We start from the raw sequence: 15,159 nt of genomic DNA, 5'->3' as shown, positions 1-15,159 counted from the left end.
CAAGCCCCCTCCCACATTTGGACCGGGATCGACTCAACATCCTGATCGGCCCTGAGGCCGTCATCGGGGGCAAGCCCCCTCCCACATTTGGACCGGGATCGACACAGCATATCGGTCGGTTCCAAGGCCGCCGTGCCTTGATCTTGGGGCGCACCGTTAAACCCAGCGGGCAATCGCTCAGCAACCGCCGGCCAGGCGTTCGCGCAGGAATTCGACTAACGCCTGTACCGGCCGCGAACTCTGCCGGTGCTGGGGATACACCGCCGACAAGGTCAGGGCTTCGGGCGCGAACGCGTCCAGTACGCTGACCAGGCGGCCGTCCCTCAACGCATCGCCGACGATAAAGGTTGGCAGGTAGGTCACGCCCAGTCCGGCAATCGCGGCGTCGCGCAGCAAATCGCCGTTATTGACGCGCATGCGCCCGCTCACATGCAGCGCTTGCAGCTTGCCCTTGAAACGCCATTGCACCTGGCGACCGTGCCCGTAGGGCAGGCAATCGTGATCGGCGAGGTCATCGGGTTTGTGCGGCGTGCCGCGCAGGGCCAGGTAATCGGGGCTGGCGCAGTAGACGCGCGGGATGCTGGCAATACGTCGGGCGATCAAGGTGGAATCTTCCAGGGTGCCGATGCGCAGTACCAGATCGTAGCCTTCGCCGATCAGGTCCACCGGGCGGTCGCTGAGGTCGACTTCCACCGCCACCTCGGGATAGCGCTGCAGGAACAACGGCAGCAGGCACCCCAAATGCGCCATGGCAAACGACAGCGGCGCGCTGAGGCGAAGGGTGCCGCGCGGTTCGCTGTTCTGGCCGGCGATACCCTGCTCCACTTGCTCGACATCACTGAGCAGGCGCAAGGCCGATTCGTAGTAGCTCTGGCCCAGCGGCGTGACATCCAGACGGCGCGTGGAGCGATTGAGCAGGCGCACGCCGAGGCGGTCTTCCAGCTGGATCAGGCGGCGGCTGACGAATTGCTTGGACAGGCCCAGTTGCTCGGCGGCTGCGGTGAAACTGCCGGACTCCATGACCTGGCAAAACAGGCGCATGTCTTCGAAGGGGTTCATTGTCGCTTCCCGGTGGACGATGGGCTGTTTTATAACCGGTCAGTGACCACACCACAAACCCAATGTGAAACACAATCAAATGTGGGAGGGGGCTTGCCGCCGATGACGGTGGTTCAGTCAATTACACTGAGACTGACACACTGCAATCGGGGGCAAGCCCCCTCCCACAGGGATTACCGGTAACTTTGAGACCGGGTTACTTGGCCGTGAATGCCGAGTAGCTGTTCATCAGGTTGCGGTAGTTGGGGATGCGCGGCGACAGCAGATTGGCCAGGCCTTCCATGTCGTTGCGCCAGTCAACCTGCAGCTCGCAGGCCACGGCGAACCAGTTCACCAGTTGCGCACCGGCAGCGGTCATACGCGCCCAGGCTGCTTGTTGCACGGTTTCGTTGAAGGTACCGGAAGCGTCGGTGACCACGAACACCTCGAAGCCTTCATCGAGGGCGCACAGGGTCGGGAACGCGACGCACACATCGGTCACCACACCGGCAATGATGATCTGCTTGCGGCCGGTCGCCTTGACGGCCTTGACGAAATCTTCGTTGTCCCAGGCGTTGATCTGGCCAGGGCGGGCGATGTACGGCGCGTCCGGGAACAGTGCCTTGAGCTCCGGCACCAGCGGGCCGTTGGGGCCGGCTTCAAAGCTGGTGGTCAGGATGGTCGGCAGGTTGAAGAACTTCGCCACGTCGGCCAGCGCCAGCACGTTGTTCTTGAATTCGTTGGGGGAGAAATCCTGCACCAGCGAGATCAGGCCGGTCTGGTGATCGACCAGCAGGACAACCGCGTCGTCTTTGTTCAAGCGCTTGTAAGTCATGGGTTAACTCCGTTGGGGTTGGTTAGAAGGCAAAGCACGAGCAGCCGAACGCGCCCCAGAAGCCCTGGAAGTCGCTGACCGGCACGCTGGAAAAACGGGCTTTTTCATGGCGGTGGGCATGCACGCCGCAGGGGCCGCTGCACTGGTGTACTTGAGCTTGCAGCGGTGAAGTCGGCCGCCAGTGCCCCGGCACCTTGACCACCGGCGACCAGTCCGGCATTACCGGAACCCGTGGCGGTGCGTAATCGTCGAAGTCGCCGGCGCCATACACCACCTTGCCGCCGACCACGGTCAGTACCGACTCGATCCACTTGATGGCTTCTTCGTCGACGCTGAAGAAATCCGCCGACAGCGCCGCAACGTCTGCCAATTGGCCCACCTTGATCTGGCCCTTCTTGCCCTGCTCGGACGAGAACCAGGCGCTGCCGTGGGTAAACAGCTCCAGCGCGGTGAGGCGCGGCAGGCCCTCGGCGTGCAGCTCCAGGCCACCGACGGTGCGGCCGCTGACCATCCAGTACAGCGATGTCCACGGGTTGTAGCTCGACACCCGCGTGGCATCGGTGCCCGCGCCTACCGGTACGCCTTCGGCGAGCATGCGCTTGATCGGCGGCGTCGCTTCGGCGGCCTTGGCCCCGTAGCGCTCAACGAAGTATTCGCCCTGGAACGCCATGCGGTCCTGGATCGCAATACCGCCGCCGAGGGCGCGTACGCGCTCGATGTTTTTCGGCGTGATGGTTTCGGCGTGGTCGAAAAACCACGGCAGGCCATTGAACGGAATGTCACGGTTGACCTTCTCGAACACGTCGAGCATGCGCGAAATTGATTCGTCGTAAGTGGCATGCAGACGGAACGGCCAGCGCTGTTCCACCAGGTGGCGCACCACCGGTTCCAGCTCCTGCTCCATGGTCAGCGGCAGGTCCGGACGCGGTTCGAGGAAGTCTTCGAAATCGGCGGCGGAAAACACCAGCATCTCGCCGGCACCGTTGTGGCGCAGGTAGTCATCGCCCTGATGCAGGGTAACGCTGCCGGTCCAGTGCTTGAAGTCGCTGAGCTCTTCCTTGGGCTTCTGGGTGAACAGGTTGTAGGCGATGCGCACCGTCAACTGCTGGTCCCTGGCCAGTTGCTCGATCACCGCGTAGTCGTCGGGATAGTTCTGGAAACCGCCGCCGGCGTCGATGGCGCTGGTCAGGCCCAGGCGATTGAGCTCACGCATGAACTGGCGGGTGGAGTTGACCTGGTACTCCAACGGCAGTTTCGGGCCTTTGGCCAGGGTCGAGTACAGAATCATCGCGTTGGGCCGCGCCACCAGCATGCCGGTGGGATTGCCGTTGCTGTCACGCACGATCTCGCCGCCCGGTGGGTTCGGCGTGTCCTTGGTGTAGCCGGCCACGCGCAACGCCGCACGGTTGAGCAAGGCGCGGTCGTACAGGTGCAGCACGAATACCGGCGTGTCCGGCGCGGCCTGGTTGAGTTCTTCAAGGGTGGGCATGCGCTTTTCGGCGAACTGGAATTCGTTCCAGCCGCCCACCACGCGCACCCATTGCGGCGTGGGGGTGCGGTCGGCCTGGTCCTTGAGCATGCGCAGGGCATCGGCCAGGGACGGTACGCCTTCCCAGCGCAACTCGAGGTTGTAGTTCAGCCCGCCGCGGATCAGGTGCAGGTGCGAATCGTTGAGGCCGGGAATCACGGTACGGCCCTTGAGGTCGATGACCTCGGTGGCGCTGCCGCGCAGGGCCATGGCTTCACCGTCAGTGCCCACGGCGACAAAGCGCCCGTCACGAATGGCGACCGCGCTGGCGCGGGGGTTTTCCCGGTCCACGGTGTGGAACTGGCCATTGAACAGAATCAGATCGGCGTTCATGGGGTTTCCTTTACAGAGGCTTCAAGCCAGGGAGCGAACAGGCGAGTGGCCGCCGGCATCAGCAGGTAAACCACCAGCAGCACGATGGTCAGGGTGACCAGGAAGGTGGAGACCACGTAGTTGGACAGAAACGGGTGCAACCGCAGGATCGGCCCCCAGATAAACGGCAGGAGCAGGGTTTGCGGCAGGATCACACACAGGCTCACCACCGCCTGCTTCCAGCGCGGCGGCTTGGCGGCGCCGTCGGCCTGGGGGGCGAACCAGAATTCATTGGCGGCGCCGACTTCAGTCTGGTCGCCGTCGGCCAGCATTGGCGCCGCTTCGTCGATCAGGGCCTGGCGTTGCGGGGAGTCGAGCCACAACTCCAGGGCGTCGGTGGAGCGGTAGCGCAGTACGCAGGTAAACAGGGCCATGCCGCTCTGCTGGCTGCGCACGACGTCAACGCCAAGGTGGCCGGGGCGTTCACCGGCGATGCGCACGATGCGGCGCAGCCAGGCTTCGTACTCGGTTTCACGGCCGGGCTTGACCCGGTGCTTGACGACCAGCGTGACGACTTCGTCGGGGCTGGTGTTGGGTGTTGGGTCCATGATGGATGTTTCCCCCCGGGGCATTGAGCGATGGGGGGAGTTTGCCGGGCAAAGACGGTGGAGAATTGAATGTATGTGCTGTTTGCCGCGACGCTCAGCCTGGCTCTTGGTAACCGACGCCCTGGAACGAGAACTTGAGTGCCTTACCCTCGCCGTTCACTCGAGTCACTTGCAGATCGCCGGTGATCGAATTGCGGAATCGACCATACAAGCCGTCGCTCTTGACTGAACCGACCTTGATATTGCCTTGGTCATCCGTGGTAAAGGGCGCGGAAAAACTGCCTGCGGTCGGCGCTATCTGCGAACTGCGATCGATCTCCTTACCGTAGTGTTCGACGAACCCGCTATAGCTCGTGGTCAAGCTGACCTTGCGATCGACGTAAAGGTCTTTGACGTGTTGCCTGGGCCCGAGGTGCTCGGGGTCCGTGACGTCCTGGATATACCCGCTCAACCGCTGCGGATTCTGCGGGTCTTGCTCCACCGTGAGGTTGTATTGATGACCGAACGTGAAATCCACGGTTGTACTGTTGCTCGCCCCCGGACCACCGTCCGCGTCGCAACTGCCGTCTGGAGCGGTAAAGTGCGACCCGAACCCGGAAAACGGCACCTGCGCCTTGCCGTCCTCCCCTGGCTGCAGCCCGATATACCCGTCGCCGAGGGAATTACCCTGTGCGTCATTAATGCCGAACTGCATCGCGTAATAGATCCCCGCAGGCTCGCTAGGGGTTCTTTGCGCGCCCGCGCCAATACTGATTGGAAAAGTAAGGTTGCTCACCCCCTGGCCTGATCCGGGAACCGTGTAGGAAACGAGGTACATCCCATCGGGTGCTGAGGCCTCCTTCTTAATCTCCAGACGCGGATCGCTCACCCTGTCCAGTTTTGACGTCTCGACAGTCACCGGCACAGCCCCCGGCGTGGAGACGACAGAGCGGGTTGAGCCCGCGAGGCCAGCGCCCGAATCAGCGCTCGCGGGTATTGACTCCGGGTGCCGCGACGCCGGAGCGGGCGCGTCATGACCCGGCTGTGGTGTAACCGGTGGAATAACCGGTGGCCTCTGAGAGATATACATAATCGCTACCCGCCCCTGCTGAAAGTTGACCCATGGTAGGCGGGCCAACCCCGGGCGGGCAGCCGGAAAAAGCGTGCGCATCGTTAGGACTTTTCTGTAGATCGAAGCCGGCCAGGTGAGACCGCGTTCGGCGCCGGGGCTGAACCGCTAAACCTCTGCGGCCATATGTTGCGCAATCTTGCCCCGCAGCCAGCGCTCGGCCGGGTCATTGTCATGCACCCCGCTCCACACCATCGACAGCTCTGCCGCATCAATCGCGAACGGCGGGTCTTCGGCCCGCAGGCGGGTGCCCTCGGTCAATGCACACGCCGCGTAATCGGGCACGGTCGCGATAATCTGCGAACCGGCCAGCAATGCGCGCAGCCCGCTGAACTGCGGCACCGCCAGCACCACCCGCCGCGAACGTCCGATGCGTGCCAGGTCCAGGTCGATATTGCCGCTCAAATCGCCCGAGAACGACACCATGGCATGGGGCCTGGCGCAGTAATCGTCCAGGCTCAGCGGCGCCTCGCCATCATCGCCGCGCAGCACCTTGCAGGGAATATCGCGCAGCTTCCTGCGCTTGGCGTTGGCCGGCAGTTCGGTGGTGTAGCTCACCCCTACCGAGATTTCACCACTGGCCAGCAACGACGACATCAACAAGTAATTGGCCCGGCGCACCACCACGATGATGCCGGGTGCTTCTTCGCGCAGGTGACTGAGCAAGGGCGGAAACAGCCCGAACTCGGCGTCGTCGGACAGGCCGATGCGAAACACCGCGCAACTGGTGGAGGGGTCGAAATCCTTGGCACGGCTGACGGCGCCCGAAATGGTGTCCATGGCCGGTTGCAGTTCCTTGAGTATCGCCACCGCCCGTGGCGTGGGTTCCATGCCGCGACCGTTGCGCAGCAGCAACGGGTCGTCGAACAGATCGCGCAGGCGGCCCAGTGCCGCGCTCACCGCCGGCTGGCCCATAAAGAGTTTCTCGGCGACCCGGGTCAGGTTCTTCTCGAACATCAGGGCTTCGAAAATCACCAGCAGGTTCATGTCGACGCGGCGCAGGTCGTTGCGGTTCATGGCGGTATCCAGGCGGTTTGCAGGGGGTCAGGAAAGCATGTTCCGCCACGCGTTGGATTGCATACCTGTGCTGTTTTTCCCCGCCGGCACCTGGCGAAATTAACAACGATTAACTCGTCAGCCAGGCGGTCCGGCAACAAGATGAACGGCGTCTACACTGCATCCATTCAACGGGAAAGCTCCCATCGACTGCGGATATTTGTCATGGCCCGACTCGAGCAATATGCCCCTCGTCTATCCGCCACCGGAGGCCTGTGCCCCCGGCGCGAGCGTATCGCCAAGCAACTGATCCTCGCCAACCTCGGCGAAAGCCTGAGCATCGCCGAGCTGGCCCAGGCGTGCGCGTTGTCGCGCAGTCACTTTTCCCGCGCCTTCAAGTGTTCCACCGGGGTGTCGCCCCAGGAGTGGATTCGCCACCAGCGCATCCTGCGCGCCAAGGAACTGATTACCGGTTCTTCCCTGAGTCTTACGCAAATCAGCCTGGAATGCGGCTTTTGCGACCAGGCGCACTTCTGTCACATGTTCACGCGCAGCGAGGGCGTGAACCCGATGACCTGGCGAAATCACCACTCGCGCTCCAAGCCCGAGGTGATCGCAGCCTAGTGGTCTTCAAGCGCCTGGAATATGCTTGCCCATCCGTTACTCTTGAACCTGGGCAGCCATGAATGAGTTGAGCGACCAGGCCGTGCACTTCGGCCCCTACCGCATCCATCCGCGCGAGCGCCTGGTGCTGGAGGCCGGTCGCCCGCTGCGCCTGGGACGGCGGGCGGTGGATATTCTGCTGATCCTGCTGGAGCACGCCGGCAATGTGGTGAGCAAGCAGGAGCTGATCGCGCGGGTCTGGCCCAGAAGCGTGGTGGAAGACGGCAACCTGCGGGTGCACATGGCCGCGTTGCGCAAGGCCCTGGGCGACGGCCAGGCCGGGCAGCGCTATATCGTCACGGTCGCCCAGCGCGGCTACAGTTTTGTCGCGCCACTGAGCATCGAACCGATGACGCTACCCACCGACGGCGCGCCCCAACGCCCAAGCCACAACCTGCCGCTGCGGCGCACGCGCATGATCGGCCGCCAGGCCCTGATCGATGCGCTGGTGCAGCAACTGCCGCAGCAACGTTTCATCACCCTGACCGGCGCCGGTGGCATCGGCAAGACCACCGTGGCCCTGCGCGTCGCGGAATTGCTGATCGGGCATTACCGCGATGGAATTCATCTGCTGGACCTGGCGCCGCTCAGTGCCGCGTCGATGATCCTGCCCAACCTCGCCGCCTTGCTGGGCGCCGCACCCGGGGAGAATGCGCCGCTGGCAAGCTTCGCCCGCAGCCTGCAGGCACGCCAGTTGCTGCTGGTGATCGACAACTGCGAGCACCTGCTCGACGACATCGCCCTGATCAGCGAAACCCTGTTGCGCCATGCGCCGCACCTGCACATCCTCGCCACCAGTCGTGAAGCCCTGCGCGCCGAAGGTGAGTCGGTGCAACGCCTGGAGCCGCTGAGTTGCCCACCCGCCACCGGCAACCGCGCCCAGGCCCTGGGTTACCCGGCCATGCAATTGCTGATCGAGCGGGCCATGGCCCATCAGGACAGCTTTGCCCTGAGCGATGCCGACCTGCCGCTGGCCATTGATATCTGCCAGCGCCTGGACGGCATTCCCCTGGCAATCGAACTGGTGGCGGCGCAGATCGAGCGTTTTGGCTTGCCGGGGCTGCTGGTGCAGATGGAGGACAACTTCCGCCTGCTGGCCCGCGGACGGCGCAACGCCCTGCCCCGCCAGCAAACCTTGCGGGCCACGCTCGACTGGAGCTTTGACCTGCTCACCGAAGGCGAAAAAATCTGCCTGCGCAGGCTGGCGGTGTTTCGCCGGGGCTTCAGCCTGGTCAGCGCGGCGGCGGTGATCGCCGGGGAACACGTGGCCCTGGCCGAAGTGCTCGGCTCCATCACGCAACTGGTGGCCAAGTCGCTGCTGAACGTGGACGCCGGCGAGGACGAGATGGTCTATCGCCTGCTGGATATCACCCGCACGTACGCCCTGGAAAAGCTCAGCCTCGCCGGCGAACTGCAAGCCACGCGCGAACGCCACGCGGCACGCTGCCTGGCGCTGATGGAACAGGCCCGCGGTGATTGGGAACTGATCGCCGCCCAGCCCTGGATCGAGCGCTACGCACCGCTGCGCGAAGACGTGCGCGCCGCCCTCGACTGGGGCTTTGCCGACGACGCGGGGCACTTGCTGGCGATCCGCCTGACGGTCAGTGCGATGCCCCTGTGGCAGGAACTGTCGTTGCTGCGCGAGCATGCCGGTTATGTGGACAAGGCGCTGGCGCTGATCGATCAGGTCGAAGCGCCCTGCACGCAATTGACCCTGCAACTGCAATTGGCCCTGGGCAGCCTCTCCTACCACGCCCTGGGCGCCGCGCCGCAGACCATTGCGGCGTTTGTCGGTGCCGCGCGCCTGGCCGAAGAACGCCAGGACCTGGCCGGCCAGTTGCGCGCGGTCTCCGGGCATATGGCGGTGAACCTGTGTGCCGGGCGCTATGACCAGGCGCTGCAACAGAGCCTGCAATTCGATCGCCTCGACCCGCGCACCGAGCCGCTGCTGGACCTGAGCACCCAACGCCTGCGCGCCCTCGCCCGGCATTACACCGGCGATCAGGCACTGGCCCGGCATCATGCCGAGCAGGTGCTGCAACGCATGAGCCACAGCGGCCACGTGAATCGCTTCGCCCATGGCATCGGCGTGCAGTACGACCAGAGCGTCGCGTCCCTGACCGTCCTGGCGCGCATCCTTTGGCTGCAAGGCTTCCCCGAACGCGCCTGGCGCACCGCGAGCCAGGCACTGGAGCTGGCGCTGCAGATCAACCACGGCACCTCGATCTGCTACACCCTGGCCTTGGCTGGTGTAGTCATCGCCCGCTACAACGGTGCCGACGACGAGGCACAGGCCATGCAACGCCTGTTGCTTGAGCAGGCGCACAAGCATTCGGTGCAACTGTTCCAGACCTGGGCCGGGCACTATGCCGGTATCCTGGGCGACCAGGATCTGCAGGGCCTGGGACTGATCGAGGACACCCTGGTCACCTTCGGCATGCGGCAGGTCGATGAGCCGGGCATGCACCGCGCGCGCAGTGGCGCGGCGGGCTGGTGCGCGCCGGAAATCCTGCGGGTGTACGCCGGGCACGCGGCGCTCCAGGGGGATATCCACGGTGCTGAAACGCTGCTGCTCGAAGCCCTTGGCCTGGCACGCCGGCAAGGTGCCCTGGCCTGGGAGTTGCGCTGTGCGGGCTGCCTGGCACAACACTGGCAGCAACAAGGGCGCAGGCAAGCCGCCAGGGATTTGCTGGAGCCGATCTACGCTCGATTTACCGAAGGCTTCGCCACCCGCGACCTACTGCGCGCACGCCGCCTGCTCGACGAGTTGCAGGACAAACGGCCGGCCTGAAAACTCACCCAGGCACTGCCCATAACCTTGCTGCAAGCGCTCGACCTGAAGCGGATCGCGCAGTTGCGCCAGGGCGTAGCTGCGCACGCCATTGAGCAGGCGATAGCGCGTCGGGCCCGGGCCAGGCTCGGCGGTCAGCAGCGACAGATTGACCAGACGCGCCAGCAGGTAAGACAAATCGGCGTGCTCAAGCTCGGTTCCGCTGACCATTTCACGCAAGGTGGGCAGCGTTACCGCCATCTTGAACAGGCCCAACTGCAGGAACAGCCAGCACTCCGGCAGGCTCAGGCGCTCGTAGCTCCAGTCCAGCGCGGCGGTCATTGAGCGATGGCGTTCCACCGCCGTGCGACGACCGTGGCTCAGCCCGTGCAGGCCGCTGCGCAATTGCCGCTGCACACCGCCGATACCCAGGGCGTCAACCTGGGCGGCCGCCAGTTCGAGGGCCAACGGGATACCGTCCAGGCGCCGGCAAATATCGCGCAGCGGCATCAACTCCTGGGGCCGCAACACAAAACCCTGCTGACTGGCGCGCGCCCGTGCGACGAACAACTGCACGGCGGGACAGGTCATGGCCTGCTCGACACTGCCCAGCGCCGACGGCGACGGCACGCCCAACGGCGGCACGCGCACCACCCATTCGCCCGGCGCCAGCAAGGCCTCGCGACTGCTGACCAGCACGCTGACCTCCGGCGCCCTTTCGTGCAGCGCGCGCAGCAGCTTGCGACAGGCACCGAGCAGCAGATCGGCCCCATCGAGTACCAGCAACAACCGGCGCGCGGCCACCCGCCGGCACAGCTCATCGAGGCTGTCGACGGCGTCCAACTGCAAGAGCGTGGCCAGGTGCCCGAGCAGTTCGCCCAGCGTGCGCAGGTCGCCCAGGTCGACCCACCACACCCCGTCGCGATAGCGTGGCAACACGCGCTCGGCAAGCGCCAGGGCCAGGGTACTTTTGCCGATACCGGCCACTCCGGTCAGGGTCAACAGCCGCTGCCCGGCCATGCGCCGTACCAGCATGCCTACCAGCTCATCGCGACCGACCACAGGGCTCAGCCGCGCCGCCAGGTTGTGCGGTGCCGGCAACGTCGGCAGCGCACCTTGCACGGGCGCAGCGAAGCAGTAGCCACGCTGCGGATGATTGAGGATCAAAGGCTGCACATCCACGGCGCGACGCAACGCGGCAATGTGCACGCGCAGGTTATTGTCTTCAACCACGCTGTTGGGCCAGACCCGCTCGATCAAGGTCGCCTTGCTGATGAATTGCCCCGGCGCTTCCAGCAACACCGCGAGGATATCCAGGGCGCGCCCGCCCAGCGGCACCGGCCTGCCGCCCTTGCTGACCAGACGCTGGTGCCGATGAAACGTATAGGCGCCGAAGCTCACCGCCGCAGAATGATTCATGTCCGTAACAGCGCTGAAACACCCGTGCTTGAGTGCTTGCGCATCCTTTTTCCGTGGGCTCGGCGTTATCTTGCCAGCTGGCGTTCACAGGACAATGCTGGCACGGGGAGCGATACGGACAATCGGGGGCCTCAGACGGACAGGGTGTCGTTAACTGAACTGTTGTCGGTATTGGGTAGGGTTCAGGCCGAGCTTTTCACTGAACAGAAAGCGCATATGCCGCACGCTGCCGAAGCCTGCGTGGAACGCCACGGTCTTGAGCGGCAGGTCGGTGGTTTCCAGTAATTGGCGGGCACGGTCGATGCGCGCGCCTTGCAGGAACGCCATGGGCGTCATCTGCACTTCCCTGGCGAACAGTCGCGCAAAGTGCCGCGCACTCATCCCGGCCAGTTCCGCCATCGACTCGATGGTAAAGGGTTGGTCGAGTTGCGCCAGCACGTGGTGCTGCACCCGAGTGATCGCGGTTTCCTGGGGCGCCACGGCGGCGGTCATCGGGCTGAACTGGGCCTGGCCACCCTGGCGTTTCATCACCACCAGCAACACCTTGGCCACGTCCACCGCCACTTGCTTGCCATGGTCCTGGGCGACAATCGACAGGGCCAGGTCGATACCGGCTGTGACGCCACCCGAGGTGATCAAGCGTCGGTCCTGCAGGTAGATGCGATCGGTCTCGACGATGGCGTTGGGGAATGCCTTGATCAAGCGTTCGGTGTAATGCCAGTGGGTGGTCACGCGGTGCCCGTCGAGCAAGCCGGCGTGTCCGAGCACAAAGGCGCCGGTGCAGATCGAACCGAAACGCCGTGCCCGTGGCGCCATCGCCTTGAGCCAGGGCAGCAGCGCGGGATGGCATTCGTTATAGGCCCCCGGACCGCCAGGCACCAGCAGCACGTCATAGGCGTCCTGGGCCTGCTCCAGCAGCAGGTCGGTCTGCACCGTGACGCCATTGGAGGCGCGCAACGGCCCAGGCTCGGTGCCGATGGTGAGGATCCGGTAGTGGTCGGCCACCGGCAGGTAGCGGTTGGCAATCGAAAACACTTCAAGCGGCCCGGCCATGTCGAGCAGCAGGAAGTCCGGAAACAGCGCCATGGCCACGGTTTTCATAAGCGGGAAACGTCCATCGAGAAGAAAGGCGACGGGCATTATGGCATGCCTTGTACTGTCAATTCATAAGCGACAGTTATTCGGATTTCATCTTCTTAATGAATTAACCGTTAACCATTAACCTTCTTCTCAACGCAAGCGCCCTGCATCTCGCAGCCCGCGCTCACTTGAGGACTGGACCATGCTGACCCTTCGCAAAGCTTCCGAACGCGGCGCCGCCAATCACGGTTGGTTGAAGTCGTTCCACACCTTCTCGTTCGCCAACTACTGGAACCCGAATGAACAAGGGTTTTCCGACCTGCTGGTGATCAACGATGACCGCGTCGCCGCCGGCAAAGGCTTCGGCCAGCACCCGCACCGTGACATGGAGATTTTCTCCTATGTGCTCGAAGGCGCCCTGGAACACAAGGACACCCTGGGCACCGGCTCGGTGATCCGTCCCGGCGATGTGCAATTGATGAGCGCCGGCAGCGGCGTGGCCCACAGCGAGTTCAACCACAGTCACCGCCTGGGTGTGCACTTCCTGCAAATCTGGATCGTGCCCAATGAAGCCGGGGCCAAGCCGCGCTATCAGCAGGAGCACTTCAGCGAAGCGCAAAAACGCGGGCGCCTGCAACTGATCATCTCGCCGGATGGCGCCGACGGTTCGTTGAATGTTCGCCAGGATGCGCGGGTGTATGCCGGGCTGTTCGATGGTGATGAAAGCGCGCAACTGGACTTGCCGCCGGATCGCTACGCCTACATCCATGTGGCGCGCGGCAGCGTCGAGCTCAATGGCCAGCGCTTGCAGGAAGGCGACGGCGTGCGCGTACGCGACGAGCGCCAGATTCGCCTGAGCCATGGCGAGGACGCCGAGGTGCTGGTGTTTGACCTGCGCCCCAATGAAGTGCCGCAGATGCCATGACGGTCGCAGTGATGGCCCCTGAGCGGGTCCATCGCTGGCGTCGATAGTCACCATCAGCGCAATGAAGTTCTCTTAAAAACTGCGACGCGTAACATCAAACCCATGCCAAACGGCACCTCACTAAAACACTTGGAGCACACCATCATGAAACGCCAACTCTTGCTTAGCCTCGCTTTCTCGGTACTCGCTGCAAACGCTTTCGCCCACCCGGTAGTCGCTGAAGGCGGCGCGGATCGCATGATTGAAACCCGTGTTGCCGAAGGTGGTGCGGATCGCTTGCAGGAACGTGGCCTGGCTGAAGGTGGTGCGGATCGTCTGCAGGAACGCGGCCTGGCCGAGGGCGGTGCGGATCGTCTGCAGGAACGTGGCCTGGCCGAAGGCGGTGCTGAACGCCTGCTGAGCAACCACGTATAACCCCTGCTGTTGAAGGGAACCCAAACCGGCCTGATCAGCCGGTTTTTTTTCGTTTTCGATCAACCTGCGTTCGTCAGCTTCTTCAAGTTGAACTGCGCATCGTCGCGCGCGATGTACAGGTGGCTTTTTCCTTCCTGTACCTTGAATAGAAGTTTCATACCGACCAGTTTTTCAAGGTCCTTGCGTGCCGTATTTTCGGAAATGTCATAGTCATGGGTGAGTTCCCTGGGCGTATAGATGCGCCCAGGGTGTTGCAGCACTTTTTTCAGGAAATGGCCCTGTCGGTAATTCAACCCTTCTTTTAAATCAAGCGTATCGAGCCAGCTCATCAGCTCTACGGCTTCTTGCCTTTTACCTTCGAAATACAGCATGAATTCATTCATCGCGCGTTCGATGACCCGCAATTGATAAATGACGAAATAGGTCAAATCGAACCCATCGGTTTGCGTATGGATATACGAGCGCCCGTATTGCATCGGGGCTTCTTTGAGCAAGGCGCTGATGGAAATGTACTCAAAAGGCCAATAACCACTTTTGAGCATGAACCAATAGAACAACGCGCGTGCGGTCCGGCCGTTGCCGTCCCTGAAGGGGTGCTCATAACCCAGCATGAAATGAAGAATGATGGCTTTGACCAGCGGATGGATAAAGTGCCTGCCGCCTTGACCGTCATGGCGGTCATTGGCAAACCTGCAAAGTGCCTCAAGCCTGTCCGGTAGCAATGCGGCCTGAGGGGGTTGATGAACAATTTCATTCCCCGCGCCGCCGACAAAAATATCGTCGGTTTCCCTGATATGACCAGGGCGAATATCGTCCTCGTCAATCCCTGCTGTCGCGATGCCATGGAACTCACAGATCAATGCGACAGACAGGTCTTCGCCCTGGTTGTACTTGGCATGTTTCATCAGTTGATAGTTATTGAGGATCATCCGCTCATCGTCATTCTGCGGCGGGCGCTCCTTGGCCAGCATGTCCTTGGCGATTTTGCGCGTGGTCGCGGCACCTTCCAGCTGGGCACTGGAAATTGCCTCTTCCATCATCAATGAGTCGACCAGGTACTGAGCGTTATCACGGTATTGAGGAGACGACGCTGCCGCCCCGCCTAAACGGGATATCACCGACTCGACAGCGTGAATCACCGCATCGCTGAAATCCGTGGAGCACAAGAAAAAAGCACTGCCGCATTCGCTCTTGAGCTCAAGCGTCTTGCTCCCACAGGCCCGGGACATCTTGATGGCGGCCCAGGCCGCCTCTTTATTGACCCCCGGCGTCGGGTAACGGCGGAATTCGTCCCAGTGCAAATATCGGCCTTTGTCATCGACCGCCTTGAAAATGCGTGCAAGCTCGAAAACCTGCAAACCATGACGATCTAACAAAGCCGCGAAATCAGTGGGTTTATGGATTTTCGCCACAACTGAAACTCAATTTTTAAAAATTGAGTTGATCGTTGCGCGCCAGTGCCG

Annotated in this window: 13 protein-coding genes; 4 read left to right on the top strand and 9 right to left on the bottom strand. The window is 62.9% G+C overall.

The features are described 5' to 3' along the window. Positions 1 to 177 precede the first annotated feature (177 nt). From BFP89_RS26100 to BFP89_RS26075, 6 genes are all read right to left on the bottom strand, one after another. Positions 178 to 1,059 (bottom strand): LysR family transcriptional regulator, encoded by an 882-nt coding sequence (locus tag BFP89_RS26100; protein WP_065888318.1) that lies wholly within the window; start codon positions 1,057 to 1,059, stop codon positions 178 to 180. Positions 1,060 to 1,255: 196 nt separating this feature from the next. Continuing rightward, positions 1,256 to 1,873, bottom strand: a complete 618-nt coding sequence (ycaC, locus tag BFP89_RS26095; RefSeq protein WP_065888317.1) for an isochorismate family cysteine hydrolase YcaC — start codon at positions 1,871 to 1,873, stop codon at positions 1,256 to 1,258. A 22-nt stretch (positions 1,874 to 1,895) separates the two neighbouring features. Continuing rightward, the gene (locus BFP89_RS26090; RefSeq protein ID WP_065888316.1) at positions 1,896 to 3,734 is read right to left on the bottom strand and encodes an amidohydrolase; all 1,839 of its coding nucleotides are present in this window, start codon (positions 3,732 to 3,734) and stop codon (positions 1,896 to 1,898) included. After that, positions 3,731 to 4,321, bottom strand: a complete 591-nt coding sequence (locus BFP89_RS26085; protein WP_065888315.1) for an antibiotic biosynthesis monooxygenase — start codon at positions 4,319 to 4,321, stop codon at positions 3,731 to 3,733. Before BFP89_RS26085 ends, BFP89_RS26090 begins: the two co-directional genes overlap by 4 nt. 94 nt (positions 4,322 to 4,415) lie before the next feature. Continuing rightward, positions 4,416 to 5,219, bottom strand: a complete 804-nt coding sequence (locus tag BFP89_RS26080) for a hypothetical protein (protein WP_256097391.1) — start codon at positions 5,217 to 5,219, stop codon at positions 4,416 to 4,418. 318 nt (positions 5,220 to 5,537) lie between these two features. Next, the gene (locus tag BFP89_RS26075; RefSeq protein ID WP_065888314.1) at positions 5,538 to 6,446 is read right to left on the bottom strand and encodes a LysR family transcriptional regulator; all 909 of its coding nucleotides are present in this window, start codon (positions 6,444 to 6,446) and stop codon (positions 5,538 to 5,540) included. 204 nt (positions 6,447 to 6,650) lie between these two features. Between BFP89_RS26075 and BFP89_RS26070 the strand changes: the two genes are divergently transcribed. Beyond that, the gene (locus BFP89_RS26070) at positions 6,651 to 7,049 is read left to right on the top strand and encodes a helix-turn-helix domain-containing protein (RefSeq protein WP_065888313.1); all 399 of its coding nucleotides are present in this window, start codon (positions 6,651 to 6,653) and stop codon (positions 7,047 to 7,049) included. Positions 7,050 to 7,107: 58 nt separating this feature from the next. Further along, on the top strand, positions 7,108 to 9,879 hold the full coding sequence (locus BFP89_RS26065) for an ATP-binding protein (protein WP_065888312.1): 2,772 nt from the start codon (positions 7,108 to 7,110) through the stop codon (positions 9,877 to 9,879). On the opposite strand, the gene BFP89_RS26060 is transcribed toward BFP89_RS26065, so the two are convergent. Both BFP89_RS26060 and BFP89_RS26055 read right to left on the bottom strand, forming a co-directional pair. Further along, positions 9,826 to 11,277: a winged helix-turn-helix domain-containing protein gene (locus BFP89_RS26060; RefSeq protein WP_065888311.1), complete on the bottom strand. Its 1,452-nt coding sequence runs from the start codon at positions 11,275 to 11,277 to the stop codon at positions 9,826 to 9,828. The genes BFP89_RS26065 and BFP89_RS26060 overlap by 54 nt on opposite strands. A gap of 150 nt (positions 11,278 to 11,427) precedes the next feature. Next, positions 11,428 to 12,378, bottom strand: a complete 951-nt coding sequence (locus BFP89_RS26055; RefSeq protein WP_065888310.1) for a GlxA family transcriptional regulator — start codon at positions 12,376 to 12,378, stop codon at positions 11,428 to 11,430. 181 nt (positions 12,379 to 12,559) lie between these two features. On the opposite strand from BFP89_RS26055, the gene BFP89_RS26050 reads away from it, so the two are divergent. Both BFP89_RS26050 and BFP89_RS28070 read left to right on the top strand, forming a co-directional pair. Then, on the top strand, positions 12,560 to 13,282 hold the full coding sequence (locus tag BFP89_RS26050) for a pirin family protein (protein ID WP_065888309.1): 723 nt from the start codon (positions 12,560 to 12,562) through the stop codon (positions 13,280 to 13,282). Positions 13,283 to 13,426: 144 nt separating this feature from the next. Continuing rightward, positions 13,427 to 13,696 (top strand): hypothetical protein, encoded by a 270-nt coding sequence (locus BFP89_RS28070; protein WP_083208163.1) that lies wholly within the window; start codon positions 13,427 to 13,429, stop codon positions 13,694 to 13,696. 59 nt (positions 13,697 to 13,755) lie between these two features. Here BFP89_RS28070 and BFP89_RS26040 read toward each other — a convergent pair whose 3' ends face one another. Further along, a complete protein-coding gene (locus tag BFP89_RS26040) occupies positions 13,756 to 15,108 on the bottom strand; it encodes a Fic family protein (RefSeq protein ID WP_065888307.1) in 1,353 nt (450 codons plus the stop codon). Positions 15,109 to 15,159 lie beyond the last annotated feature (51 nt).

The organism is Pseudomonas sp. 31 R 17 (assembly GCF_900004915.1).
Lineage (GTDB): Bacteria > Pseudomonadota > Gammaproteobacteria > Pseudomonadales > Pseudomonadaceae > Aquipseudomonas > Aquipseudomonas orientalis_A.
The sequence above is the reverse complement of the archived record's forward strand: the minus strand, read 5'-3'. Positions and strand labels throughout refer to the sequence as shown.

Excerpts from the sequence above, each read along its gene's own strand:
- BFP89_RS26100 (WP_065888318.1), bottom strand. The coding sequence starts at position 1,059 with ATGAACCCCTTCGAAGACATGCGCCTGTTTTGCCAGGTCATGGAGTCC.
- ycaC (WP_065888317.1), bottom strand. The coding sequence starts at position 1,873 with ATGACTTACAAGCGCTTGAACAAAGACGACGCGGTTGTCCTGCTGGTC.
- BFP89_RS26090 (WP_065888316.1), bottom strand. The coding sequence starts at position 3,734 with ATGAACGCCGATCTGATTCTGTTCAATGGCCAGTTCCACACCGTGGAC.
- BFP89_RS26085 (WP_065888315.1), bottom strand. The coding sequence starts at position 4,321 with ATGGACCCAACACCCAACACCAGCCCCGACGAAGTCGTCACGCTGGTC.
- BFP89_RS26075 (WP_065888314.1), bottom strand. The coding sequence starts at position 6,446 with ATGAACCGCAACGACCTGCGCCGCGTCGACATGAACCTGCTGGTGATT.
- BFP89_RS26070 (WP_065888313.1), top strand. The coding sequence starts at position 6,651 with ATGGCCCGACTCGAGCAATATGCCCCTCGTCTATCCGCCACCGGAGGC.
- BFP89_RS26065 (WP_065888312.1), top strand. The coding sequence starts at position 7,108 with ATGAATGAGTTGAGCGACCAGGCCGTGCACTTCGGCCCCTACCGCATC.
- BFP89_RS26060 (WP_065888311.1), bottom strand. The coding sequence starts at position 11,277 with ATGAATCATTCTGCGGCGGTGAGCTTCGGCGCCTATACGTTTCATCGG.
- BFP89_RS26055 (WP_065888310.1), bottom strand. The coding sequence starts at position 12,378 with ATGAAAACCGTGGCCATGGCGCTGTTTCCGGACTTCCTGCTGCTCGAC.
- BFP89_RS26050 (WP_065888309.1), top strand. The coding sequence starts at position 12,560 with ATGCTGACCCTTCGCAAAGCTTCCGAACGCGGCGCCGCCAATCACGGT.
- BFP89_RS28070 (WP_083208163.1), top strand. The coding sequence starts at position 13,427 with ATGAAACGCCAACTCTTGCTTAGCCTCGCTTTCTCGGTACTCGCTGCA.